The sequence below is a fragment of the Duganella sp. GW822-FHT06D06 genome (assembly GCF_058799615.1).
In genome coordinates, this window is sequence record NZ_JBXALQ010000014.1 from 13753 (window position 1) to 40223 (window position 26471).

Annotated in this window: 18 protein-coding genes; 14 read left to right on the top strand and 4 right to left on the bottom strand. The window is 65.3% G+C overall.

Features of this window, described 5'->3' with window-relative positions; all coding sequences use genetic code 11:
• Positions 1 to 108 precede the first annotated feature (108 nt).
• Positions 109 to 1086, top strand: coding sequence for a DNA-directed RNA polymerase subunit alpha (locus tag AC1RMD_RS22580; RefSeq protein WP_008444343.1), 978 nt, complete (start codon positions 109 to 111; stop codon positions 1084 to 1086).
• 236 nt (positions 1087 to 1322) lie between these two features.
• The gene (rplQ, locus tag AC1RMD_RS22585) at positions 1323 to 1721 is read left to right on the top strand and encodes a 50S ribosomal protein L17 (protein WP_026334876.1); all 399 of its coding nucleotides are present in this window, start codon (positions 1323 to 1325) and stop codon (positions 1719 to 1721) included.
• Between the two features lie 54 nt (positions 1722 to 1775).
• On the opposite strand, the gene AC1RMD_RS22590 is transcribed toward rplQ, so the two are convergent.
• The gene (locus tag AC1RMD_RS22590) at positions 1776 to 3446 is read right to left on the bottom strand and encodes a M28 family peptidase (RefSeq protein WP_492929580.1); all 1671 of its coding nucleotides are present in this window, start codon (positions 3444 to 3446) and stop codon (positions 1776 to 1778) included.
• Between the two features lie 113 nt (positions 3447 to 3559).
• Between AC1RMD_RS22590 and dsbD the strand changes: the two genes are divergently transcribed.
• A complete protein-coding gene (gene dsbD, locus AC1RMD_RS22595; RefSeq protein WP_492929582.1) occupies positions 3560 to 5503 on the top strand; it encodes a protein-disulfide reductase DsbD in 1944 nt (647 codons plus the stop codon).
• A 1-nt stretch (position 5504) separates the two neighbouring features.
• On the opposite strand, the gene AC1RMD_RS22600 is transcribed toward dsbD, so the two are convergent.
• Entirely contained in the window at positions 5505 to 5990 is a 486-nt protein-coding gene (locus tag AC1RMD_RS22600) for a Spy/CpxP family protein refolding chaperone (RefSeq protein ID WP_492929584.1), read from the bottom strand.
• A 197-nt stretch (positions 5991 to 6187) separates the two neighbouring features.
• Here AC1RMD_RS22600 and AC1RMD_RS22605 point away from each other — a divergent pair, with 197 nt between their 5' ends.
• The 8 genes from AC1RMD_RS22605 to AC1RMD_RS22640 all read left to right on the top strand — a co-directional run bounded on the left by AC1RMD_RS22605 (position 6188) and on the right by AC1RMD_RS22640 (position 20280).
• On the top strand, positions 6188 to 6916 hold the full coding sequence (locus AC1RMD_RS22605) for a response regulator (RefSeq protein WP_492929586.1): 729 nt from the start codon (positions 6188 to 6190) through the stop codon (positions 6914 to 6916).
• A complete protein-coding gene (locus AC1RMD_RS22610) occupies positions 6913 to 8268 on the top strand; it encodes an ATP-binding protein (RefSeq protein ID WP_492929588.1) in 1356 nt (451 codons plus the stop codon). Before AC1RMD_RS22605 ends, AC1RMD_RS22610 begins: the two co-directional genes overlap by 4 nt.
• Before the next feature lie 29 nt (positions 8269 to 8297).
• Positions 8298 to 9446, top strand: coding sequence for an efflux RND transporter periplasmic adaptor subunit (locus AC1RMD_RS22615; protein WP_492929590.1), 1149 nt, complete (start codon positions 8298 to 8300; stop codon positions 9444 to 9446).
• Between the two features lie 2 nt (positions 9447 to 9448).
• Positions 9449 to 12595, top strand: a complete 3147-nt coding sequence (locus tag AC1RMD_RS22620; protein ID WP_492929592.1) for an efflux RND transporter permease subunit — start codon at positions 9449 to 9451, stop codon at positions 12593 to 12595.
• A 71-nt stretch (positions 12596 to 12666) separates the two neighbouring features.
• On the top strand, positions 12667 to 14577 hold the full coding sequence (locus AC1RMD_RS22625) for an FAD/NAD(P)-binding protein (protein WP_492929594.1): 1911 nt from the start codon (positions 12667 to 12669) through the stop codon (positions 14575 to 14577).
• A gap of 252 nt (positions 14578 to 14829) precedes the next feature.
• Entirely contained in the window at positions 14830 to 15666 is an 837-nt protein-coding gene (locus tag AC1RMD_RS22630) for a hypothetical protein (protein WP_492929596.1), read from the top strand.
• 131 nt (positions 15667 to 15797) lie between these two features.
• On the top strand, positions 15798 to 16685 hold the full coding sequence (locus AC1RMD_RS22635; protein WP_492929598.1) for an ABC transporter ATP-binding protein: 888 nt from the start codon (positions 15798 to 15800) through the stop codon (positions 16683 to 16685).
• 10 nt (positions 16686 to 16695) lie between these two features.
• Positions 16696 to 20280 carry a M1 family aminopeptidase gene (locus tag AC1RMD_RS22640; RefSeq protein WP_492929600.1) on the top strand — a complete coding sequence of 1195 codons (3585 nt, stop codon included), beginning with the start codon at positions 16696 to 16698 and terminating at the stop codon, positions 20278 to 20280.
• A 121-nt stretch (positions 20281 to 20401) separates the two neighbouring features.
• Here AC1RMD_RS22640 and hemB read toward each other — a convergent pair whose 3' ends face one another.
• Both hemB and yihA read right to left on the bottom strand, forming a co-directional pair.
• Positions 20402 to 21412 (bottom strand): porphobilinogen synthase, encoded by a 1011-nt coding sequence (gene hemB / locus AC1RMD_RS22645; RefSeq protein WP_492929602.1) that lies wholly within the window; start codon positions 21410 to 21412, stop codon positions 20402 to 20404.
• A gap of 27 nt (positions 21413 to 21439) precedes the next feature.
• Positions 21440 to 22168: a ribosome biogenesis GTP-binding protein YihA/YsxC gene (yihA, locus tag AC1RMD_RS22650; protein WP_217943639.1), complete on the bottom strand. Its 729-nt coding sequence runs from the start codon at positions 22166 to 22168 to the stop codon at positions 21440 to 21442.
• Between the two features lie 137 nt (positions 22169 to 22305).
• On the opposite strand from yihA, the gene AC1RMD_RS22655 reads away from it, so the two are divergent.
• The 3 genes from AC1RMD_RS22655 to ccsB all read left to right on the top strand — a co-directional run bounded on the left by AC1RMD_RS22655 (position 22306) and on the right by ccsB (position 26382).
• The gene (locus AC1RMD_RS22655) at positions 22306 to 22986 is read left to right on the top strand and encodes a c-type cytochrome (protein ID WP_492929604.1); all 681 of its coding nucleotides are present in this window, start codon (positions 22306 to 22308) and stop codon (positions 22984 to 22986) included.
• Between the two features lie 122 nt (positions 22987 to 23108).
• Positions 23109 to 25202: a cytochrome c biogenesis protein ResB gene (locus AC1RMD_RS22660; protein WP_492929606.1), complete on the top strand. Its 2094-nt coding sequence runs from the start codon at positions 23109 to 23111 to the stop codon at positions 25200 to 25202.
• Between the two features lie 25 nt (positions 25203 to 25227).
• Positions 25228 to 26382: a c-type cytochrome biogenesis protein CcsB gene (ccsB, locus tag AC1RMD_RS22665; protein ID WP_492929854.1), complete on the top strand. Its 1155-nt coding sequence runs from the start codon at positions 25228 to 25230 to the stop codon at positions 26380 to 26382.
• Positions 26383 to 26471: the final 89 nt, after the last annotated feature.

Here is a 26471-nt window from a genome sequence, read left to right on the forward strand (position 1 = left end):
CCGTAGTCTAGTCGTAAAAAAACCCGCCCGCTGTGACCAGCGGGCGTTTTCACTGATGCCATCAGCCTTATCGGCCTAACGCGCCGAGGGTATTGAAGAGGACACCACATGCAAAACAGTCTGTTGAAGCCACGTATTATCGATGTAGAGGCGCTGGGCGCCGGCCACGCTAAAGTAGTGATGGAGCCGTTCGAACGCGGCTATGGCCATACATTGGGTAATGCGCTGCGCCGCGTACTGCTGTCGTCGATGGTGGGCTACGCGCCGACCGAAGTGACGATCGCGGGCGTTGTACACGAATACTCGTCGCTCGACGGCGTGCAGGAAGACGTCGTTGACCTGCTGCTGAACCTGAAGGGCGTGGTCTTTAAAGTCCACAACCGTGACTCCGTCACCCTGACCCTGAAAAAGGAAGGCGAAGGCGCCATCCTGGCATCGGACATCGATCTGCCACACGACGTGGAACTGATCAATCCGGACCACGTGATCGCCCACCTGACCGCCGGCGGCAAACTGGACATGCAGATCAAGGTCGAAAAAGGCCGTGGCTATGTGCCAGGTAACGTACGCCGCCTGTCCGAAGACACCAACAAGACCATCGGCCGCATCATTCTGGATGCATCGTTCTCGCCGGTACGCCGCGTTTCCTACTTCGTCGAGTCCGCTCGCGTGGAACAGCGTACCGACCTGGACAAGCTGATCATCAACATCGAAACCAACGGCGTCATCTCGCCGGAAGAAGCGATCCGTCAATCGGCCCGCGTGCTGGTCGATCAACTGAACGTGTTCGCCGCCCTGGAAGGCACCGAAGCCGCTGCCGAAGCTCCTTCGCGCGCACCGCTGGTCGATCCTATCCTGCTGCGTCCAGTGGACGACCTGGAACTGACCGTGCGTTCGGCCAACTGCCTGAAAGCCGAAAACATCTACTACATCGGCGACCTGATCCAGCGTTCGGAAAACGAACTGCTGAAGACGCCGAACCTGGGCCGCAAGTCCCTGAACGAAATCAAGGAAGTGCTGGCGTCGCGCGGCCTGACCTTGGGCATGAAGCTGGAAAACTGGCCGCCTGCTGGTCTGGAAAAATAACAGATTGGGTGACAGTGCTGGACATCGCGCAGCGATGTTCTGCCCTGTTACCAACTGATTTGAGATTGGGTGACAGTGCTGGACATCGCGCAGCGATGTTCTGCCCTGTTGCCAACTGATTTGTCGTACCCGCCCGGCGCATGTTGTGCCGGGCGTTATCCCTAGAACCGGTCCGCGCTCGCCTTCAAACGTGAGCGATCGAAGAACTCGGATTTAAACACCTGAAAGGAAGTACCATGCGTCACCGTCACGGCCTCCGTAAACTGAATCGTACCTCGTCCCACCGTCTGGCAATGCTGCGCAACATGACCGTTTCCCTGCTGCGTCATGAAGCCATCAAAACCACGCTGCCAAAAGCTAAAGAGCTGCGCCGCGTAGTTGAGCCTATCCTGACCATGGGCAAGACCGACACCCTGGCTAACAAGCGTCTGGCATTCGCCCGTCTGCGCGATCGTGAAATGGTTCTGAAGCTGTTCGCAGAACTGGGCCCACGCTACGCAAACCGCAACGGCGGCTACCTGCGCATCCTGAAAATGGGTTTCCGTGTTGGCGACAACGCTCCAATGGCTTACGTTGAGCTGATGGACCGTCCAGAAGTCACCGACATCGACGCAGCGCCAACCGCAGAAGAGTAATCTTCGCCGTTGTAAGCGTTTAAAGAAAAGCCAGGCTCTGCCTGGCTTTTTTTATTACTTCAAGCGCCGCTCGCCGGCCGCCTTGAACTCCGAGCCGGCGTTCCATGCCGGCGTCGTCCCCTGGGCGATGTCCAGCCCCACCTGGAACAGCAGCTGGATGTCCTGCACGCCGCCACGGAAGTCCCAATCGTTGCGGACGTCGTCGGTCACCTGATGGTAGTCATGCGCGACATAGCGGTCGACCACCTGGTGCGCATAGTCGTCCGGCTGGTCCAGGAAGCGGCTGCGGGCCTTGGTGTACAGCACCGGCACGCCCACGCGCGCGAACTCCAGCTGGTCGGCGCGGTAGAAGCTGCCCAGCTCCGGCCGCGAGTCCTTCTCCATCAGCCGCCCCTGCAGCATCGCGTATTTGGCCAGCAGCTCGTCGATGCTGGAATGGCCCGAGGTCACGTTCTCGATCTGCGCCGTCTTGCCCCAGGCGTTGATGCCGTCGATATTGATGTTGGCCACCGTCCGCTTGAGCGGGTACAGCGGATGGGCCGCATAGTATTTCGCCCCCAGCAGGCCGCGCTCTTCGGCGGTGGTGGCCAGGAACAGGATCGAGCGCTTGGGCGCCTTCGGCAGCGCCTGGTAGGCCTTGGCCAGCGCCAGCAGCGCGGCGGTGCCGGAGGCGTTGTCCAGCGCGCCGTGGTAGATCTGCTGCGTGCGCGTGCCCGGCAGGCGCTGGTCGATGCCCAGGTGGTCCCAGTGCGCGCTGTAGATCAGGTACTCATGCTTGAGCTTGGGATCGCTGCCCTCGATCAGGCCCAGCACATTGTTCGAATCGACTGTGCGCGCCGTGTTCTCCACCTTGAAGTCGGCCGTGCCCTTCAGGCTGACGGGGCGGAAGTCCCGGGTCTGCGCCTGCCGCTTGAGCGTGTCGAAATCGTAGCCGGCCGCCGCCATCATCTGCCTGGCCTGGTCCAGCTGGATCCAGCCCGGCACCGCCGGCGCGTCGGGATCGGCGCCCTCGTGCAGCAGGCTGAACTGCTCGCCATTGCCGCCGCTGCGCACCACGTCCCACGGATAGGCCGCCGGCTTGGTCTCGTGGATGATGATGGCCGCCGCCGCGCCCAGCTTGGCGGCGATCTCGTACTTGTAGGTCCAGCGGCCGTAGTAGGTCATGGCGCTGCCCTTGAACATGGCCGGGTCCAGCCGGGACGGATCTTGCGGATCGGCCACGGCCGGGTCGTTAATCAGCATCAGGATGGTCTTGCCGCGCACGTCGACACCCTTGTAGTCGTCCCAGCCGTACTCGGGCGCCTGCACGCCGTAGCCGACGAACACGATCTCGGAATTGGCGACGTTGACGCTGGTCGGCTGGCTGGTCGAATGGGCCACGTAGTCTTGCGGGAAGTTCAGCGCCACCGTCCGGCCGCCTATCGTGTAGCTGAAGCTGGGCGTCGGTTGCAGGCCGCGCATCGGCACCGCCTGGGTCCAGCCGCCGTTGGGATTGCCCGGCTTCAGGCCCAGCTTCTTGAACTGCCGCTGCAGGTAGGCCACGGTCTTGGCCTCGCCCGGCGAACCCGGCGCGCGGCCCTCGAAATCGTCCGACGCCAGCGTCTTGATATGGTTCAGCAAATCCTGCGGCGTCACGCTGGCCAGCGCCTTGGCGGGCGCCTGGGCGCAGGCGGCGCCGGCGGCCAGCGCCAGGACGGAAAACAGCAGGGGGCGTAGTGTCGTCATCGGGTGCTCCATCACGGGGAAAAGCCGAGTTTAGCAGGCTTTAAGGCTGGCCTCAGGCGCAAAAAACGGCCCCGGTGTACTATGCTGGTGCTCGTTTCGTCGAAAGAAAACCCATGCCTCGTATTGCCCGCCTGTTCGTGTCGCTGCTGTCGCTGATCGCCTTGTTGATGGCGCGTCCCGCGCTGGCCGACGACGGCTTCCTGGAACCCGATGCGGCGTTCAAGTTCTCGGCCCGCATGGTCGACGGCCACACCGTGTCGGTCAGCTTCCAGATCGCCGACGGCTACTATATGTACCGCGAGCGTTACAAGTTCAGCGCCAACGGCGCCAAGCTGGGCGCGCTGTCGATCCCGGCCGGCACGGTGCACTTCGACGAGACCTTCCAGAAAAACCTCGAGACCTACCGCAAGACCGTCACCATGACGCTGCCGGTGGAGGGCGATGGTCCGTTCACGCTGATGGTCGTGGGGCAGGGCTGCTCGGACAAGGGCCTGTGCTATGCGCCGCAGGATTACAAGGCGTCGCTGGCCGCCAGTGGTTCGGTGCCGCTGCCGGCCGGCGCCAAGCCCGCCGCCGCCGCCGTCGCGGCAACTCCCATCAACGCCACGGCGGCGCCGCTGATGACCGTGCCGCCGGCCGCCAGCGCACCGGCCGCCAGCGCAGCGCCGGCCGCCAGCACCGCGGTCGGCGAAGGCAAGCCCGCGGCGCTGACGCCGGGCGTCACCATCCGCGCCATCCCGATGCCGGCCGCCACCATCCTGCCGCCGCTGAACCCGCCGGCCGCCGCCGTGCCGGCCGGCGATTCCGGCCATCTTGAAGCGGCGCTCAAATCGGGCAGGCTGCTGGTCATCCTGCCGCTGTTCGCCTTGCTGGGCCTGGGCCTGTCGTTCACGCCGTGCGTGCTGCCGATGGTGCCCATCCTGTCCTCGATCATCGTCGGCGAGGGCGCCAACAGCAGTCGTGGGCGCGGCCTGCTGTTGTCGGTCACGTATTCGCTCGGCATGGCCATCGTCTACACCGCGCTGGGCGTCGCCGCCGGCCTGGCGGGCGAGGGCTTGGCCGCCGCGCTGCAGAACCCGTGGGTGCTGGGCGGCTTCGGCCTGCTGATGGCGGCGTTGTCGCTGTCGATGTTCGGCTTCTACCAGCTGCAAGTGCCGGCCGCGCTGCAATCGAAACTGAGCACGGTGTCGAACCGCCAATCTTCCGGCAAGCTGGCCGGCGTGTTCGTGATGGGCGCGATCTCGGCGCTGATCGTCGGTCCTTGCGTGGCCGCGCCGCTGGCCGCCGCGCTGGTCTACATCAGCCAGAGCCGCGACATCGTCATCGGCGGCAGCGCGTTGTTCGCCATGGCGGTCGGCATGAGCGTGCCGCTGATGTTGGTCGGCGTCTCGGCCGGCGCCTTGCTGCCGCGCGCCGGCATGTGGATGGACGCCGTCAAGCGCTTCTTCGGCGTGCTGATGCTGGCGATGGGCTGGTGGCTGGTGTCGCCGGTGCTGCCGGCCGCGGTGCAGATGATGGGCTGGGCCGCGCTGTTCATCGGCTACGGCATGTACCTGCTGATGAACCGGGGCAGGTGGGTGGCCAAGTCGGTCGGCGTCATCGTCGCCGTGCTGGGCCTGATGCAACTGGTGGGCGTGGTCAGCGGCGGCCGCGATCCGCTGGCGCCGCTGGCGCATCTGAGCGGCGGCAAGCATGAGGCGCCGCTGGCCTTCCAGCGCGTCAAGACCGTGCAGCAACTGGACGCCGTGCTGGCCCGGACTGGCGGCAAGACCGCCATGCTGGACTTCTACGCCGACTGGTGCGTGTCCTGCAAGGAAATGGAAAAGCTGACCTTCGTCGATCCGCAAGTGCGCGCCCGGCTGGCCAACAGCGTGCTGCTGCAAGTGGACGTGACCGCCAACGACGCCGACGACAAAGCCATGCTGAAGCGCTTCGGCCTGTTCGGCCCGCCGGGCATCATCCTGTTCGATCAGCAAGGCAAGGAAATCGACGGCGCCCGCGTCATCGGCTTCCAGGATGCGGCCAAGTTCACCGCATCGCTGGCGCGACTGAACTAGCTCAGCCGCGGTGGCTGTGCCAGCCGCCGCGCGGGCCGGCGTGGCCGCCGTGCGCGCCGCCCCGGCTATGGTCGTCGAAGATGGCTTTCTGCTCGGCCGTCAGCTGGCCATAGAACGCCGTCAGCGCGGCCAGGTGCGCCTCCATCCTGACCTGGCGCTGCTTGCTCAGGTCGAGCATCTTGGCCATGCGGTCCGGCGCCGACATCTTGGCGATGGCCGCGCGGTCGGGCAGCGTGCCGCCGGTCGCGGCGGGACCGATGGCCGCCTGGTAGGTGGCCCAGGCCGCTTCCTGCTGCGCCGTCAGCTTCAGCAGATCATGCATCCTGGCCTGGCGCTTGGCGTACATCTCCGCCATCCTGGCTTGCATCTGCTCCTTGTTGACAGTGGCGCCGTGGCGGCCGGCCGCAGGCAACGTATCCTGGGCCTGCGCCGCCGCCATGCCCAGCACGGTAAAACCGATCAATATGCTTTTGCGTAAGACGTTCATGGTGGTTCCTCTATCATTGAAAGTTAGGTATCGCGATGCATTCGGCGCCGCGCTTGACTGCATAGTGGCAGCGCAAGGTTGCCGCCAAGTTTCCCAGACCTGAGATTTTGTATCCAGATGTTTCGTCCCTGGGGGGATATACAAGACGATACAATTGGTGATTGGTCACGCGCCGTCTAACTGGGGATAATTAGCACATGGAACCCACATCAACTATCTTGATCGTAGACGACGATCGCGACATCCGCACCTTGCTGGCCGACTACCTCGAATCGAATGGCTACCGCGCCCTGTGCGCCGCCGACGGCAGCGCCATGTGGAAGCTGCTCGACGAAGGCCGCCCGGACCTGGTGGTGCTCGATCTCAACCTGCCCGGCGACGACGGCCTGACCCTGTGCCGCAAGCTGCGCGCCCACTCCACGCTGCCGGTCATCATGCTGACCGCCCGCAACGAACCGCTGGACCGCATCCTCGGCCTGGAAATGGGCGCCGACGATTACCTGCCGAAGCCGTTCGAGCCGCGCGAGCTGCTGGCGCGCATCCGCAGCGTGCTGCGCCGCAGTAACGCCATGCCGGTCGGCAGCGGCGCCGAGAAGGCGCAGCAGCTGCGCTTCTCCGGCTGGACGCTGGACCTGACCGCGCGCCACCTGCTCAATCCGGACGGCATCGTCATCATGCTGTCGGGCGCCGAGTTCCGCTTGCTCAAGGTCTTCCTCGAGCATCCGAACCGCGTGCTCAACCGCGACCAGCTGCTCAACCTGACCCAGGGCCGCGACGCCGATCCCTTCGACCGCTCGATCGACATCCAGATCAGCCGGCTGCGCCAGAAGCTGGGCGAGGACGCGCGCCTGCCGCAAATCATCAAGACCGTGCGCAACGGCGGCTACGTGCTGGCCGGCACCGTCAGCGTGGAGCCGCAAGCGTGAAAGTCTTCCTGGGATCGATGACCGGGCGGGTGTTCCTGATCCTGCTGCTCGGCATCGTCGCCTCGGCGGCGCTGACCCAGTGGCTGGCGGTGGGCGAGCGCACGCGCGCGCTGGAACGCTACCGCGACTTCCACGCGCTGGAGCGCGCCGAGCAATTGATCACCACGGCCGACGTGCTGCCGGAAGCCTCGCGCCCGACCTACCTGCGCATGGCCAACCGCGGCACGGTTCGGCTGGAGGCGACCGACATGCCGCTGGCCGCCGCGCTGCCGCCGACCGAGTTTTCCGCCACCTTGCAATTGCGCCTGGGCCAGGGCTTCAAGCTGGGGCCGCTGGCCGAACATCCGGCCGCCTGCGACCTGCCGCGCAAGAGCAACAACATCTTCGCGCCCAGCCAGTGGCGCGGCACCTGCGAAACCATGAACGTGCAGCTGCACGACGGCCAGGTGCTCAAGCTGTCCGTGCTGCCGCCGCGCGCGCCGCCGCCGTCGGGCCATAGCGAGTTGATGGCCATGCTGCCTTTCCTGTTCAGCATTGCCGCGCTGGCCTACCTGGTCACCCGCATGACCGTGCGTCCGCTCAAGCAGCTGGCGCAGGCCGCCAAGGACCTGGGCAACGACATCAACCACGCGCCGGTGGTGCTGAGCGGCGCGGCCGAGATCCGCCAGGCCAGCGCCGCCTTCAACGCCATGCAGGCGCGCATCCGCCAGCACATCATGCAGCGCACGCAGATGCTGGCCGCCATCACCCACGACCTGCAGACGCCGCTGACCCGGTTGCGCCTGCGCCTGGAAAAAGTCGGCGACCGCGAGTTGCAGCAGCGCCTGGTCGACGACTTGTCGGCGATGCAGCAAATGGTCAAGGAAGGCCTGGACCTGGCGCGCAGCATGGACACCACCGAAACCATGCAGGCGCTGGACCTCGATGCGCTGCTCGACAGCGTGTGCAGCGACGCCACCGACGGCGGCCAGCAGGTCGAGCTGCGCGGCCGCGCGGCGATGGCGCTGATGGGCCGGCCGCTGGCGATACGCCGCTGCCTGGTCAACCTGATCGACAACGCCGTCAAATATGGCCACTACGCCAACGTGACCGTCGAGCGCATGGTGGGCGCGGCCCGCATCCGCATCCGCGACGGCGGCCCCGGCATCGACCAGGACCAGATGGCACGCGTGTTCGAACCGTTCTACCGCATCGAAACCTCGCGCTCGCGCGAATCGGGCGGCACCGGCCTGGGCCTGACCATCGCCCGCAACATCGCCGAGCAGCACGGCGCCAACGTCATGCTGTCCAACCATGCGGACGGCGGCCTGGAAGTCACCCTGATCGTGCCCGAATACTACGCCGGCGCCTGAGCCCCGCGCCCAACCCCATTAAAAAAATAATGAAAAAATCTTCTTTAGCATTCCTGGTCGGCGCCGTCGTGGCGGCAGGCGGTGGCGTCTGGTACCTGACGCATCCAACGGCGGAACAGCCCAAAGCCGCCAACGGCCCGGGCGCCCAAGGCCCGACCACCGTCAGTGTGATCGCGCCGGTGCGCCAGGACGTGCCGGTGGTGCTGCAAGCGAACGGCACCGTCACGCCGATCAGCACGGTGGACCTGCATCCGCAAACCACCAGCACCATCGCCAAGGTGCACATCAAGGAAGGCCAGTTCGTCAAATCGGGCGAGCTGATGTTCACGCTGGACGACCGCAGCGCGCGCGCCAACGTCGACAAGGCCCAGGCCCAGGTCGCGCGCGACCAGGCCGCGCTGGCCGACTACGAGCGCCAGTACCAGCGCTCGCTGGAACTGCTGGCCAAAGGCTTCATCGCCCAGGGCGCGGTCGACACGCTCAAGAGCCAGGTCGATGCGGCGCGCGCGCTGCTGCAGTCCGATGTGGCCGCCGCCCGCTCGGTCGGGGTCGACGCCAGCTACACTGCGATCCGCGCGCCGATGAACGGCCGCGTCGGCGCCATCAACGTCTATCCGGGCAGCCTGGTGCAACTGGCCACCTCGCTGACCACCATCACCCAGCTCGATCCGATCAACGTCTCCTTCACCTTGCCGGAGTCGGCGCTGGCCGGCCTGCTGCAGGCGCAGCACCAGGGCGCGGTGCCGGTCAAGGTCGCGCTGGGCAACTCCGACCAGGAAATCAGCGGCGCCCTGAGCTTCATCGACAACACCGTCGATCCGGTCGCCGGCGTGATCCGCGTGAAAGCCCAGTTCGACAACCGGGACACCAATTTGTGGCCGGGCCAGTACGTCAACACCAAGCTCATCTCGCAAGTGTTGAAAGATGCCATGGTGATTCCGCAAAACGCTATCATCAGCAACACCCGCGGCACCTTCATCTACGCGGTCGACGCCGACCAGTCCGCCAAGGTGGTGAACATCAAGCGCCTGTACGCGTTCGGCGAGCACGCCGCCGTGTCCGGCTTGAGCGGCAGCGAGCAAGTCATCGTCGACGGCAAGCAAAACCTGCGGCCGGGCGGCAAGGTGCGCATCGCCGGGGCCGACAAGCCTGCGGACACGACCAGGCAGAAAGGCTGAGCATGAACCTTTCCGAGTTATGCATCCGCCGGCCGGTGATGGTGGTGCTGCTGTCGCTGAGCTTGATACTGGCCGGCGTGCTGTCGTACTTCTACATCCCGGTCGCCGCGCTGCCGAGCTACAACACCCCGGTCATCAACGTCTCGGCCGACCTGCCGGGCGCCGCGCCGGACACGATGGCCTCGTCCGTCGCGCTGCCGCTGGAAAAGCAGTTCTCCACCATCGCCGGGCTGGCGCTGATCACCTCCACCAACACGCTGGGCAATTCCTCGCTGACCCTGGAGTTCGACCCCAGCGTCAATGTCAACGAAGCGGCGGTCGATGTGCAGGCGGCGCTGCTGCGCGCCCAGCGCCAGTTGCCGATCGAGATGACCGACCTGCCGTCCTACCGCAAGGTCAACCCGGCCGACGCGCCGGTGCTGTTCATGACCATGAACTCGCCGTCGCTGACCCTGGCCGAACTGAACGACTACGCCGAAAACCTGATCGCGCCCAGCCTGTCGACCTTGCCGGGCGTGGCCCAGGTCAGCGTCAACGGCCAGAAGCGTTTCGCCGTGCGGGTGCGCGCCAAGTCCGAGCTGATGAACGCCCGCAACCTGACCCTGGATGAATTGCAGCAGGCGCTCAAGTCGGCCAACGCCAACACGCCGCTGGGCATCCTCGACGGCCCGAGCCAGACCTTGACCATCCAGGGCAACGCCCAGCTGATGAAGGCCTCCGAATTCGCCGAGCTGATCGTGGCCCAGCGCAACGGCCAGCCGGTGCGCCTGAAGGACGTGGCGACGGTCGAGGACAGCTTCCAGTCGGTCAAGACCGCCGGCAGCTACAATGGCGAGCGCTCCATCGTGCTGCTGGTGCAGCGCCAGCCGGACGCCAACACCGTGCAGGTGGTCGACGGCGTGCGCCGCCTGCTGCCGCGCTTCAAGACCCAGTTGCCGGCGTCGATCAACATCAACCTGGTCAACGACCGTTCGGTGTCGATCCGCGAAGCCATCCACGACGTCAACCTGACCTTGCTGCTGACCATCTTCCTGGTGGTGCTGGTGATCTTCCTGTTCCTGCGGCGCGCGGCCGCCACCTTCATCCCGGCCATCACCATGCCGATCTCGCTGCTGGGCGCGCTGGCCTTGCTGTACGCCTTCGGCTACAGCCTCGACAACGTGTCGCTGCTCGGCATCACCTTGGCGGTCGGCCTGGTGGTCGACGACGCCATCGTGGTGCTGGAGAACATCGTGCGCCACATCGAGATGGGCAAGAAGCCCTTGCAAGCCTCGCTGGTGGGCGCCAAGGAAATGGGCTTCACCATCATCTCGATCTCGGTCTCGCTGGTGGCCGTGTTCATTCCGATCTTCTTCATGCCCGGCGTGATCGGCCTGATGTTCCATGAGTTCGCCGTGGTGGTGGCGCTGTCGGTGCTGGTGTCGGCGGCGGTGTCGCTGATGCTGGTGCCGATGCTGGCCAGCCGCCTGCTGCCGGCCGACGCCATCGATCCCGAGCACGACAAGGGCGGCTTCATCGGCCGCTGGTTCGAGGCCGGCTTCACCGCGCTGCGCAACGGCTATGTGCGCACGCTGGACATCGCGCTGCACCACCGCTACCTCGTGCTGATGGCGGCGATCGGCACCTTCGCGCTGACGGCGGTGCTGTACATCACCATCCCGAAAGGCTTCTTCCCCGAGGAAGACCTGGGCCAGATCCGCGTCAACACCGAAGCGTCGGAAGACATCTCGTCGGCCTCGCTGATGGACTTGCAGGAGCGGGTGGCGGCCGTCATCAAGGCCGACCCCAATGTGCAGGACGTGACCTCGTTCGTCGGCGGCGGCAACGGCGGCCGCATGTTCCTGGTGCTCAAGCCGCGCAACCAGCGCCAGAAGATGCCGCAAGTGCTGGACAGCCTGCGCAAGGCCACCAAGACGGTGGCCGGCATCTCGGTCTACCTGAGTCCGGTGCAGAACCTGCAGCTGGGCGGACGCCAGTCCAAGAGCCGCTACCAGTACACGCTGCAATCGGTCAGCCCCGGCGCGCTCAACGACTGGGCCCAGAAATACCTCGACCAGCTGCGCGCCGATCCCGACTTCCGCGACGTCACCAGCGATTCGCAGAACAAGGGCCTGCAAGCGTCGCTGAAGATAGACCGCGACCGGGCCAACAACCTCGGCGTGGCCATCGGCGACGTCCGCACCGCGCTCTACCTGGCCTTCGGCGAGCGCCAGGTGTCGACCATCTACTCGCCGGCCGCCAGCTACTACGTGATCCTGGAGGCGGCCACCGCCGACCGCCAGTTCGACGACGCGCTGACCCGCATCTCGGTGCGCAACAAGAGCGGCAACCTGGTGCAGCTGTCCAGCTTTGCCACGGTCGAGCGCACCATCGGCCCGACCGCCGTCAACCACCAGGGCCAGCTGCAGGCGATCACCTTGTCGTTCAACCTGGCGCCGGAGGTCCCGCTGGGCAAGGCCACCGCCAAGATCGACCAGATCGGCGTGGACATGCATCTGCCGCCGTCCATCATCACCAACTACGGCGGCGACGCGGCGGTGTTCCAGAGCTCGCAAAGCAGTCAGCTGATCCTGATCATCGCCGCGCTGGGCGTGATCTACGTGCTGCTGGGCGTGCTGTACGAGAGCTACATCCACCCGCTGACCATCCTGGCCGGCCTGCCGTCGGCCGCGGTCGGCGCCTTGCTGACCTTGCGCCTGTTCAACCTGGACCTGACGATGATCGCCATCATCGGCATCCTGATGTTGATCGGCATCGTCAAGAAGAACGCCATCATGATGATCGACTTCGCGCTGCACGTGCAGCGCAACGAAGGCCGCACCCCGGCCGAGGCGATCCGCGAAGCCTGCGTGCTGCGCTTCCGGCCGATCATGATGACCACCATGGCGGCGCTGATGGGCGCCTTGCCGATCGCGCTGGGCCTGGGCGCCGGCGCCGAGCTGCGCCAGCCGCTCGGCCTGGCGGTGGTTGGCGGCCTGATCTTCTCGCAGGTGATCACGCTGTACATCACGCCGGTCATCTACCTGTTCCTCGACAAGTACAGCGGCAGCGGCCCGATGAGCGACGCCGAGCTGGTCGCCGGCGACGTCCCGGACGTCGATGGTGTGCACGCCGTGCCACTGAAAGCCGTGAACACGGTTAAGCATTGAGCGGTAGCAAGTTGCTATAAAGACCGTTTCTTTATCATGGGCAAGTTGACCACGATAAAGGACGGTTGCCCATGAAACGCTACAGTGTCACCATCATCGGCATGGGCCCGCGCGGGCTCAGCGCTTTTGAGCGCATCGCCGCCATCGCCGCCAGCCGGCAACTGCCGCTGGACATCAACCTGATCGAACCGGGCGACTGCGGCCCCGGCGTGCACCGCACGCGCCAGCCGCAGCATCTGCTGATCAACACCATCGCCAGCCAGGTCACGCTGTTTCCCGCGCCCGGCGCGGTGCAATATGCGCCGGTGTGCGCCACGCCCTCGCTGACGGCGTGGGCGCGCCAGGCCGGCTACCGCCGCGTCGGCGAGCGCTACTACCAGCTGGGCGAACACGGCGGCGCCGCCATCACCGAAGCCGACTACCTGCCGCGCAGCCTGCTGGGCGAATACCTGGCCTGGGCCTACCGCCAGATCGCCGCCGCGCTGCCGGCCAGCGTGCGCCTGACCCACCACCGCCTGCGCGCGCGCGACATGTGGCGCCAGCCGGACGGCGGCTGCACCGTCGAGCTCGACACCGGCTACCTGGTGTCCAGCGACTTCGTCTTCCTGACCACCGGCCACGGCCGCAACCAGCCCAGCGCGCTGGACGAGCAGCTGGCCGGCTTCGCGCGCGAGCACGCGCGCCACAACAGCCGCCTGGCCTTCGTGCGCCACGCCTATCCGCTGGAGCAGCTCAACGGCATAGCGGCCGGCGCCCGCGTCGCCATCCAAGGGCTGGGCCTGAGCGCGCACGACCTCATCGCCGAGCTGACGGTGGGGCGGGGCGGGGCCTTCGTGCGCGGCGAGCACGGCTTGCGCTACCAGCGGTCCGGCGCCGAGCCGCAGCTGACCCTGTGCTCGCGCAACTGCCTGCCGGCGGCCGCGCGCGGCGTCAACCAGAAGGGGCTGGACGGCCGCCACCAGCCGCACTACTTCACGCCGGACGCGGTGGCCGCGCTGCGGCGCCTGGCGCTGGCCGCGCGCGGCAGCCGCCAGCTGGACTTCGAGCGCGAACTGCTGCCGCTGCTCAAGCGCGAAATGGCCTGGGTCTACCGCAGCACGCTGGCCAGGGCCGAGCCCAACGGCGCCGCCCCCGATCCCGCCGGCTTCGCGCTGAGCGCGGACGACGAGGCGATGATCGACCAGCTGCTGTTCCCGCTGCGCGGACGCCAGTTCGCCACGCTGGAGGAGTTCCGCGCATTCTTCAGCGGCTGGCTGCGCGAGGACCTGGCCGAAGCCAGGCTGGGCAATGTTGACAGTGCGATCAAGGCCGCCACCGACGTGTTGCGCGACTTGCGCGCCACCCTGCAGGCGGCGATCGAACACGGCGGGCTGACGCCGGCCTCGCACCGCCAATTCCTGGAGCTCTACCACCCGGCCATCAACCGCAGCGCCTTCGGGCCGCCGCTGCGGCGCAACCAGGAACTGCTGGCGCTGATGGACGCCGGCGTCATCGAAATCCTGTCCGGACCCCGCAGCAGCATCGAGCTCGACGAGCGGAATGCGTGCTATGAGCTGAGCACCCCGTTCGGCGCCGGAGTCGCCAGGCATGCGATCGATGTGTTGCTGATCGCCCGCCTGGACGGATTTTTCCCCGCCAGCGACGATTCCTTACTCATCCGTAATATTCTCAAGCGGGGCCTGGCGCGGCCGTATTTCAACGGCAGTTTCCACCCCGGCGGCATCGACATCGACGCCGGCGGCCGGCCGCGCGACGACTTCGGCCAGCCGTCCCGCAACATCTGGGCGCTGGGCTACCTGGTCGAGGGGGCGCATTACTACACCCACGCCTTGCCGCGGCCGCAAATGCGCTCGCGCCAGGTGCTCGACGCCGACCGCAGCGTGCACGCCATGGTGGCGCTGATGGACGCCGTCCCCCAGCCCGACGTCCGCCGCGCGGACGCCCCGGCGGCCTCGATGGTGTTGCCGCGCGTCACTTTGTGAAGCCGGTGGATACATACGGTAACACCCGTCAAGACGCGGAACTTGTAAGCTCTCGCTGTTAAATCCCCTGGAGCGCGCGCGCCGCTGTCCGGCGCGTTATCATGGCCTTGCCCGGCGGTTCCCAAAACGCCGGGACTCTGGCACTATGGCCGCATTTTGTCGACTTCGTTCCAACCAAGGTTTGCTATTTTGCATCACGATTCCCATTTACTCTCTGCAAATTCCGAATATTGCGAAACTTGCGGCCAGCGTTTGCCTGAGGCTGGGGAGCGGTTCGCCGCATGGGATCGGAAATCGCAGTCCAACCGCATCGGCGTCGGCATCTCCATCGCCTTGCACTTGCTGGGCGTGCTGTACTACTTCCTCTCGCCCGCGCCGAAGAACACCCATTCGGCGCCGCCCAAGGGCGGGGCGATAGTCTACGTCGCGCCGTTGCCGGACCAGCCGCGGAACCAGCCGCAGCAGAAGAAACCCGAAGTGTCCAAGGCCACCAAGCCGCCGCCGCCGCGCAAGCAGGTCGCCACCAGGGACGCGCCGGCCGCCATCCGCCCCAAGCTGGAAACCTATGTGCCGCCGGTGCAGGCGACGATGACGCCGCCGCCCGAGCAGGACATGTCCGAAATGATCGCCAAGCGCCGCGCCGCGCGCGAGGCCAACAACCCGCAACCGGCGCCGAGCGCCCCGGCCGAGAGCGACAGCGAACGCTCGCTGCGCATCGCCAAGGGCAATATCGCCGGCGCGCAGGGCCGCACCAGCGGCGCCGACAAGGACGACACCGGCGGCGTTTTCCAGGTCGACAAGAGCTATCACAGCGCCGACGTGAAGTTCCGCGGCTGGAACACCAACTTCAAGCGCCGCTGGCTGCAGCAGATCCACGTCGAGCAGGGCGCCGAGCAGGATATCGAGACCGCCGTGGCCAAGGAAATGGTCAAGATCATCCGCAAGGAAAAGCCGGGCGACTTCGAATGGGATTCGCGCCGGCTGGGCAAGGTGGTGACGATGAGCGCGCGCAAGGAGGACGAAAAGGAGTTGATCGCCTTCTTGCTGAAGGAAATGTTCCCCGAGTACACGCGCGGCCCCGGGCGCTGATTTGCCAAAAAACTACGGTTTGATCCGCAAAATCTGCCGTTGGTCGCAAAATCCCTGATAGCTTGGCAACTTTGCCTTAAGGTAACGTTGCCGCGGACTGTGTCCGTTTCCCTATCAGGAGATTGTGTTCCATGCTATCGATCAAACAGCTGAGCAAGACCTACGCCAACGGCGTCAAAGCCATCAACGACGTCAGCCTCGACATCCCCAACGGCATGTTCGGCTTGCTCGGCCCCAACGGCGCCGGCAAATCGTCGCTGATGCGCACCATCGCCACGCTGCAAGACCCCGATAGCGGCAGCATCCATTTCGACGGCCTCGACGTGCTGGCCCAGCCGGAGGCGCTGCGCCGCCAGCTCGGCTACCTGCCGCAGGACTTCGGCGTCTACCCCAAGGTCACGGCCGAAGTGCTGCTGAACCACTTTGCCGTGCTCAAAGGCCTGACCGCGCGCGGCGAGCGCAAGGAAGCGGTCGAAGCGCTGCTGCAGCAGACCAATTTGTGGGAAGCGCGCAAGCGCGGCCTGGGCACCTATTCGGGCGGCATGCGCCAGCGCTTCGGCATCGCCCAGGCGCTGCTGGGCGCGCCACGGCTGGTGATCGTCGACGAACCCACCGCCGGCCTCGACCCCGACGAGCGCAACCGCTTCCTCAACCTGCTGGCCAAGATCGGCGAGCAGGTGGTGGTGATCCTGTCGACCCACATCGTCGACGACGTCACCGACCTGTGCCCGCGCATGGCGATGATCGTCAAGGGCGAGGTGCTGCTGCAGGGCGAGCCGCAGGCCGCCATCGATACCTTGAAGAACAAGGTCTGGCGCCGCAGCGTCAGCGCCGAGGCCTTGCCGGAGTACCAGCAACGCATGAATGTGCTGCACACCCGCCTGGTCGGCGGCAAGCCGCAGATCAACGTGTTTGCCGACAGCCAGCCGGACGACGGCTTCGTCTCGGTGGAGGCGGACCTGGAGGACGTCTACTTCCTGCATGTGCGCAACGCGGGCCGTGCCGCCGCCGCTGTCTGAGGGGCGCGCCATGTTAATGGAATTCTTTAAATTCGATGTGCGCTACCAGTTGCGCCAGCCGCTGCTGTGGGTGACCGGCGTGATCCTGGGCCTGATGGCCTTCGGCGCCGCCACCAGCGACGCCATCCAGGTCGGCGGCGCGATCGGCAATGTGCACCGCAACGCGCCGGTGGTCGTGGCTCAGCTGATGGGCATGTTCACGGTGATGTCCACCTTCATCGTCACCATCTTCATCGCCGGCGCCGTGCTGCGCGACAGCGAGGTCGGCATCTCCGACATGCTGTTCGCCACGCCGATGCGCAAGTACCAGTACCTGGCCGGGCGCTTCATCGCCGGCCTGGTCGCTTGCCTGGCGATCTTCGTGCTGATCGCCGTCGGCCTGCTGCTGGGGCCGTTGATGCCGTGGGTCGACGCCGCCCGCGTCGGCCCGCAGCCGCTGTTTGCCTACCTGTGGGCCTTCGCTTTCTTCGTCATCCCCAACCTGGTCTTCATCGGCGCCTTGCTGATGCTGCTGGCCGCCACCACGCGTTCGATGATGCTGGTCTACGTCGGCGTGCTGGGCTTCTTCGTGTTGTGGATCGTGGCCGGCGCGTTCACCCGCGACATCAACAACGAATGGACCGCCGTGTTGCTCGACCCGTTCGGCGTGCGCGCCTTCGGCCGCGCCGTGCGCTACTTCTCGAGCGCCGAATCGAACGCCGGCCTGCCGCCGCTGGGCGGTTTCCTGCTGGCCAACCGCGCCTTGTGGCTGGCGGTGGCGCTGGTGTTGTTCGGCGCCACGCTGGTGCTGTTCAAACCGCAGCGCGCCGGCACCGGCCGGCGCTGGTTCGGCAAGGCCAAACCGGACGGCGCCGGCGCGGCGCCGGCGCCGTCCGGGCTGGCGCTGCCGCGCACGGCGGCGCGCTTCAGCGCAGCGACCGGCTGGATCCAGTGCTGGCACATCCTGCGCTTCGACGCCGTGGGCGTGTTCAAGAGCGTGCCCTTCCTGGTGATGCTGCTGTTCAGCGTGCTGAACTTCGTCGGCGGCGCCACCCAGGCCGGCGCCAACTTCGGCACCACCGTCTATCCGGTCACCGGGCTGATGCTGCGCACCCTGGCCAGCAGCTTCAACTTCATGCTGATCATCGTGCTGACCTTCTATGCCGGCGAGCTGATCTTCAAGGAACGCCAGGTCAAGATCGCCGACGTCAGCGACGCCATGCCGGTGCCGGACTGGGCGCCGTTGCTGGCCAAGTCCATCGCGTTGGTCGGCGTGATCTTCGGTTTCCTGCTGGCCGGCGTGCTGGCGGCCGTGTGCTTCCAGCTGGTCAAGGGCGGCGCGCCGATTGAAGTGGGCCTGTATCTGCAAGGGATGCTGCTGGACTCGGCGTTCTTCGTGCTGATGGGCTTGATGGCGCTGGCGCTGCAAGTGCTGACCAATAACAAATTCCTCGGCTACCTGATGGTGATCGTGCTGATGGTGTCGCAGATGGTGCTGAACATCATGCACTTCGACCATAACCTGTACAACTTCGGCGCCATGCCGGGCCTGCGCTATTCGGACATGAACGGCTACGGCCATTTCCTCAAAGGCTGGTCGTGGTTCGGCGTATACTGGAGCCTGTTCAGCCTGGCCCTGATGGTGCTGGCGCAGGCGTTCTGGGTGCGCGGGCTGGCGCGTCCGTGGCGCCAGCGCGTGCGCGTGGCCATCGGCCGCCTGAAGGGGCGGTCCGGCTTGGCGCTGGCGATGCTGCTGGCCGGCTTCGTCGGCAGCGGCGCCTGGATCTACTACAACACCAATGTGCTGAACAAGTACCAAGCGTCCGACGTGGCGATGGACAAGCAGGCCCGCTACGAAAAGCTGTACCGCCAGTACAAGGGCTTGCCGCAGCCGCGCGTCACCGACGTGCGCGCCGATGTCGACATCTATCCGGAACAGCGCCGGGTGGCGATCCGCGGCCACTACCTGATGGAAAACAAGACCGGCGCGCCGCTCGCCGTGTTGCGCATCCAGCGTAATCCCGACATCGAAACGCGCTTCGACAACCTGCCGCCGCACGAAGTGGTGCTGGACGACAAGGTCGCCGGCTTCAGCATCCTCAAGCTGGCGCAGCCGCTGGCGGCGGGCGCGCGGCTGGACCTGTCGTTCAAGGTCGACGTGCGCAACCAGGGCTACACCAACAGCGGCGCGGCCGACAGCATCAACCTGAACGGCACCTTCTTTAATAACTTCGACTTCTTCCCGCACTTCGGCTACAACCAGCAGTTCGAGCTGACCGACCGCAACGAACGGCGCAAGCGCGGCCTGGGCGAGCCGGTGCGCATGGCCAAGCTGGAGGACGAGCAGGCGCGCGCCAACGCCATCTTCAGCGACGAGGCGGACTGGATCAACTTCGAGACCACCGTCTCGACCAGCGCCGACCAGATCGCGATCGCCCCCGGCTACCTGCAGAAGCGCTGGGAGCAGAACGGCCGTCGCTACTTCCACTACAAGATGGACCGCCCGATGGTGCCGTTCTTCGCCTACCTGTCGGCCCGCTGGGAGGTGCGCAAGGGCGAGTGGCACGGCTTGCCGATCGAGATCTACTACGACAGCAAGCACGCCTACAACGTCGACCGCATGATCAGCTCGGCGCAGAAATCGCTCGACTATTTCGAAGCCAACTACACGCCCTACCAGCACAAGCAGGTGAGGGTGCTGGAGTTCCCGAACTACCAGGGCTTCGCGCAATCGTTCGCCAACACCATTCCGTACTCGGAATCGATAGGCTTCATCGCCGACCTGCGCGACAAGGATGACATCGACTACGTCTACTACGTCACCGCGCACGAGATGGCGCACCAGTGGTGGGGCCACCAGGTGGTCAGCGCCAATATGCAGGGATCGACCATGCTGATCGAATCGCTGGCGCAGTACTCGGCGTTGATGGTGATGGAAAAGGAATACGGCCGCGACAAGCTGCGCCGCTTCCTGCGCTTCGAGCTGGACCAGTACCTGCGCGAACGCGGCGGCGAGTTGGTGGAAGAGCAGCCCTTGATGCGCGTGGAGAACCAGCAGTACATCCACTACCGCAAGGGCAGCCTGGTGTTCTACCGACTGCGCGACGAGATCGGCGAGGCGGCGCTCAACCGCGCGCTGAAGCGCTTCCTGGTGGACAAGGCCTACCAGCAGGCGCCGTACGCCACCAGCCGCGAGCTGCTGGCCTACATCCGCGCCGAAGCGCCGCAGGACAAGCAGGCGCTGATCACCGACCTGTTCGAGAAGATTGTCTTCTACGACAACCGCGTAACCGAGGCCAGGGCGCACCAGCGTGCCGACGGCCAATGGGATGTGACGATGACGCTGCACCTGGCCAAGATGGAAGCGGACGGCAAGGGCAAGGAAACGGCGCGCGCGTATGACGAGCCGGTGGAGATCGCCGTATTCGCCCGCGCCAAGGGCGCCAAGGAGCGCGAAGAGCGCGTGCTGTTCACTGAAAAGCGCGTGTTGCAGGGCAGCGATCCGGTGCTGACGGTGACCGTCAAGGAACAGCCATTCGACGTCGGAGTCGATCCCTACAACAAGATGATAGACCGCGTTTCGCGCGACAACCGCAAAGAAGTCACGCTCGACTAAAACCAACCCGGGGTCAAGTCTGACATTCGGACACGAGCTCTGCCGTAAGCAAAGCTACGGCAGAGCTCGTGTCCGAATGTCAGACTTGACCCCGTTGTTTTTAGACTTGACCCCGTTGTTTTTACGCTTTCAGCAGGCGGGCGACGTCGAGCGCGAAGTAGGTCAGCACGGCGTCGGCGCCGGCGCGCTTGAACGCCAGCATCGACTCCATCATCACTTTGTCGTGGTCGAGCCAGCCGTTTTGCGCGGCGGCCTTGATCATCGCGTATTCGCCGCTGACCTGGTAGGCAAAGGTCGGCACTTTGAACTCGTCCTTTACGCGGCGCACGATGTCCAGGTAGGGCATGCCCGGCTTGACCATCACCATGTCGGCGCCTTCGGCCAGGTCCAGCCCCACTTCGCGCAGGGCTTCGTCGCTGTTGGCCGGGTCCATCTGGTAGGTGTTCTTGTCGCTCTTGCCCAGGTTCTTGGCCGAGCCGACCGCGTCGCGGAACGGGCCGTAGAAGGCCGACGCATACTTGGCCGAGTACGCCATGATGCGGGTGTGGATGTGGCCGTGCGCTTCCAGCGCCGCGCGCACCGCGCCGATGCGGCCGTCCATCATGTCCGACGGCGCCACCACGTCGACGCCGGCGTCGGCCTGGCACAGGGCCTGGCGCACCAGCATGTCGGTGGTGACGTCGTTGATCACGTAGCCGTTGTCGTCGATCAGGCCGTCCTGGCCGTGGCTGGTGTACGGGTCCAGCGCGACGTCGGTCAAAATGCCCAGCTGCGGGAAGGCCTGCTTCAGCGTGCGCACGGCGCGCGGCACCAGGCCGTCCGGATTGGTCGCTTCGATGCCGTCCGGGGTCTTCTTGGCGGCGTCGATCACCGGGAACAGCGCCAGCACCGGGATGCCCAGCTCCACGCATTCCTGCGCCACTTTCAGCAGCACATCCACCGACACCCGCTCCACGCCCGGCATCGACAATACCGGCTCGCGCTGCTGCGTGCCTTCCAGGATAAACACCGGATAGATCAAGTCCGCGGCCGTGACGTTGTTTTCACGCATCAATGCGCGCGAAAACGCGTCGCGGCGCATGCGGCGCATGCGGATGGCGGGGAATTGGGCGGAAACGTGTGGATTATGCATCGCTAAAACTTTCCTGTAACAGTGGGGTTATTGCTCGTCGGGCTCGGCGTCGTCTTCCATCTCGATCAATGGCACCTGGGCGGCGGCTTCGTCGTCGGTGACGCCGGCCAGTTCCAGGATCTTGTCGTTGGCTTCTTCGATGCCGACGCGCTTGAGCGCGGAGAACAGTTGTACGGTGAACGGGAAACCTTCGCCGTCTTCGTCGACATAGCTGGCCAGCTTGGCTTTCGCCTGGCGCAGCACGTTGACGGATTCGTTGCGGTTCAATTTGTCAACCTTGGTCAGGATGCAATGAATCGGCTTGCCGGTCGGGGCGAACCATTCCAGCATCTGGATGTCGAGGTCGGTGAACGGGCGGCGCGAGTCCATGATCAGGATCAGCGCGGCCAGCTGTTCGCGGCGCTGGACGTAGTCGCCCAGCAGGCGCTGCCAGTGCAGCTTGGCTGAACCGGACACTTCCGCGTAGCCGTAGCCCGGCAAGTCGACCAGCAGGCACTCGATTTCCTCGACGATGGTCGGGTCCTTGCGGTGCTGCGCAATGTGCGCGCCGCCGATCGAGAAGTAGTTGATGTGCTGGGTACGGCCAGGGGTCTTGGACGCGAACGCCAGGCCTTTCTGGTTGCACAGGATGTTGATGGCGGTCGATTTGCCGGCGTTGGAGCGACCTGCAAAGGCGATTTCCGGCACGTGAGTGTCGGGCAGATCGCGCAATTGGTTAACGGTCGTAAAGAAGCGGGCTTGCCAGAGTTTGGACATGGGATGGGGAAAAATGCAACAAAAGGGAGCAAATATGCTGGAAAGCTATTGTACAATGAGTGGTTACGAAGTGTTGCCATAGCATCTCGTGCCTAGCCTGCGGCATACTTTCGACAAACTTTTTTGAGGGTGCTTGAATGAATCGTGCGTTTTCACCGTTTGTAACTTCCTTGTTGGTCGGCCTGCTGGCAATTGCGGGCACCGCAAGCGCCACAGAAGCAAAAAAACCGGCCCACGCCGAAGCGGCAGCGCCCAAAGTCGACGCGGCCAAAGGCGGCACCCTGTATGACAGCGGCGACAACGCGCGCGGCCTGCCGGCATGCGTCTCCTGCCACGGCGCGGGCGGCAACTCCACCATCGCGGTCAATCCCAAACTGGCCGGCCAGCACGAAGGCTATCTGTACAAGCAGCTGGTGAACTTTTCGGGCGACGACCGGAATCAACCGGTCATGACCACCTACGCGAAGATGCTGACGGACGAGGAAAAACACAACATCTCGGCCTGGCTGGCCGCCCAGGCGCAAAAGCCGGGCGCAGCGAAGAGCAAGGACACGGTTGAACTGGGCAAGAAGATCTATCGCGGCGGCATCGCCGAGAAGAACGTTCCTGCCTGCGCCAGCTGCCACGGCGCGGCCGGCGCCGGCATCCCGGTGCAATATCCGCGCATCGGCGGCCAGCACCAGGATTACACGGTAGCCCAGCTGGGCCTGTTCAAGGCCGGCGGCCGCAAGAACAGCGCGCAGATGACCACCATCGCCAAGCGCATGTCGGACGAGGAAATGAAAGCCGTGGCCGATTACGTCGCCGGCTTGAAATAAGCAGCTGGCCGCGCCCCCGGGTTGCGGCGTAGCTGATAGTGCATAGAGGGCGGCAGCGTAAGCGGGCTGCCCTTTTTGTTGATATGCTGCCGGCAGCATACTTTTTTTGAGATAGTTCCAGCATGAGCAGCAGCCCCAGCACCACCGGCATCGAACTGAAGACCCGTCGTCCCATCGTCGGCGAAATCGTCGAACTGATTTCCTCCATGCGTTTCGCCATCGCGCTGCTGGCGATGATCGCGATCGCCGCCATCGTCGGCACCGTGATGAAGCAGGGCGAGGCGACCAACAACTACATCAACCAGTTCGGACCGTTCTGGTTCGAGGTGTTCGGCAAGCTGGGCCTGTACGGCGTGTACTCGGCCTGGTGGTTCCTGCTGCTGATGACGGCGCTGGTGACGTCGACCTCGCTGTGCATCATCCGCAACGCCCCCAAGATGCTCAAGGACATGCGCAGCTGGCGCGAGAACGTGCGCGAGAATTCGCTGCGCAATTTCCACCACAAGATGCAATGGCGCGCGCCGCTGGCGCGCGCCGCGCTGGCGCAGCAGACCGCGGCCCGCCTGGCCGACGCCGGCTACAAGGTCAAGCTGGTCGACAAGGAGCACGGCACCCTGGTGGCGGCCAAGCAGGGCGCGGCCAACAAGTTCGGCTACATCTTCGCGCACTCGGCCATCGTCGTCATCTGCATCGGCGGCCTGCTCGATTCGGACGTGCCGATCCGCCTGCAGGAATGGTTCCTCGGCAAGGTGCCGTTCAACGGCAGCGGCTTGATCTCGGCAGTGCCGGCCAAGAGCCGCCTCGGCCTGGGCAATCCCACCTTCCGCGGCAACACCATGATCCCGGAAGGCCAGTCCAGCGAAAGCGCCATCATCACCCGCCCCGACGGTGTGCTGATCCAGGACTTGCCGGTCACCATCAAGCTGAAAAAATTCACCATCGATTTCTACTCCACCGGCATGCCCAAGCTGTTCGCCAGCGAGGTGGAAGTGCGCGACCACGCCAGCGGCGAGGTGATCAAGGCCGTCATCGAAGTCAACAAGCCCTTGCTGTACCAGGGCCTGGCGATCTACCAGTCCAGCTTTGACGACGGCGGCAGCAAGCTCAAGCTGACCGGCTTCCCGATGGTGGGCGCGGCCACCACCAAGTTCGACATCGCCGGCGAAGTCGGCGGCAGCACCGCCATGGGCGAGGCCTACAGCGTCGAGTGGTCGGGCTTCCGTCCGTTCAACGTCGAGAACCTGGCGGCCGCGCAGGACGCGCGCGCCGTCACCAAGGGCAAGAGCCTGGAAGAGCAGTTCGCCAACAGCCTCGACAAGCACACCGGCTCGGCCGGCCGCAACGCCAACAACAAGGACTTGAAGAACGTCGGCCCCAGCGTGACCTACAAGCTGCGCGACAAGACCGGCCAGGCGCGCGAGTACCAGAACTACATGCAGCCGGTGACGGTGGACGGCGCCACGGTGTTCCTGGCCGGCATGCGCGTCAATCCGTCGGACCCGTTCAGCTTCCTGCGCATCCCGGCCGACGACGCCCACAGCGTCAACGAATGGATGCGCCTGCGCGCCGCGCTCAGCGACGCCGGCCTGCGCGCCGCCGCCGCCAAACATTACGCCGAACGCGCCACGCCGCAGTCGGCCCATGGCGACGCGCTGCGCGGCCAGCTGCAAGCCTCGGCCGAGAAGAGCCTGACCATTTTCGCCGGCAACGACAAGGCTGCCGGCTTCATGGCCATCTCGCAGTTCCTGGAAAAGATCCCGGGCGCCGAGCAGGAAAAGGCCGCCGATGTGTTCATGAAGATCCTCAACGGCAGCCTGTGGGACCTGTGGCAGGCCGCGCGCGCCAAGGACGGCCTGGAGCCGGTCAGCGCCGACGAGCAGCACGCCCGCTTCCTGCAGCTGGCCACCAACGCCCTGTCGGACGCCTTCTTCTACGGCGCCCCGGTCTACCTGCAGCTGGACGACTTCACCCAGGTCCAGGCCTCGGTGTTCCAGGTCACCCGCTCGCCGGGCAAGAAGGTGGTCTACCTGGGCTGTGTGTTCCTGGTGCTGGGTGTATTCTCGATGTTTTACATCCGCGAGCGCCGCCTGTGGGTCTGGATCAAGGACGACGGCGACGGCGCGGAAGCGCTGATGGCCATGAGCACCCAGCGCAAGACGCTGGACTTCGAGCGCGAGTTTGAAACTTTGAAAGAAAAGCTGCCGCAATCGGCGTAAGCTGTAGCAGCCACGGAGATAAATGATGGAACTGACGCAATCGACACGAACCTATACCCAGGCGCCCGGCTACTTCAAGCGCCTGACTGCGTTCGACTGGGTGTTCGCGCTGGCGCTGCTGGCCGGCTCGCTGTACGGCCTGAACACCTACGGCCACTACATGGACGTCTACGAGAAGGGCATCCTGCTGGCCGCCGCGCCGGCGTTCGCCGCGCTGGGCTGGCACTGGAAGCCGGCGCGCTGGCTGATGCCGCTGGTGGCGCTGCTGGCGCTGGGCGCGATCGCCATGTACGCCGGCGAGCTCGATAACGGCACCAAGAAATTCTGGCTGCGCATGATGCTGTCGAGCCAGTCCGCGATCCTGTGGATGAGCGTGATGTTCTGCCTGTCGACCTTGTTCTACGTGATCGGCCTGGCCGCGCGCTCGGAGATGGCCTCCAGCATCGGCTCCAAGCTGTGCTGGGCCGCCGTGGTGCTGGGCCTGACCGGCATGATGGTGCGCTGGTACGAGTCCTACCTGATCGGCGCCGACGTCGGCCACATCCCGGTGTCGAATCTGTACGAAGTGTTCATCCTGTTCTCGCTGATCACCGCGATGTTCTACCTGTACTTCGAGCAGCGCTACGCCACCCGCCAGCTGGGCGCCTTCGTCACCATGGTGATCACCGCCGCGATCGGCTTCCTGTTCTGGTACACCACCTCGCGCGACGCCGCCGACATCCAGCCGCTGCTGCCGGCGCTGCAAAGCTGGTGGATGAAGATCCACGTGCCGGCCAACTTCATCGGTTATGGCAACTTTGCCCTGGCGGCAATGGTGGCGGCCGCCTATCTGCTGAAAACCTCGGGCCGCCTGGTCGACCGCCTGCCGTCGGAGGAAGTGCTGGACGACGTCATGTACAAGGCCATCTCGGCCGGCTTCGCCTTCTTCACCATCGCCACCATCCTCGGCGCGCTGTGGGCGGCCGAGGCGTGGGGCGGCTACTGGTCGTGGGATCCGAAAGAAACCTGGGCGCTGATCGTCTGGCTCAACTACGCGGCCTGGCTGCACATGCGCCTGATGACGGGCCTGCGCGGCCGTCCGGCGGCCTGGTGGGCGCTGGTGGGCCTGCTGGTGACCACCTTCGCCTTCCTGGGCGTGAACATGTTCCTGTCCGGTCTGCATTCCTACGGCAAGTTGTAAACGCGATGTGAACTTTTGCTGGCCAAGTTTGGTGTAAGGTTCAGGCTATTGGGGCGACCAAGTCTCAACCTTGCACTTTCTTTGGAGTC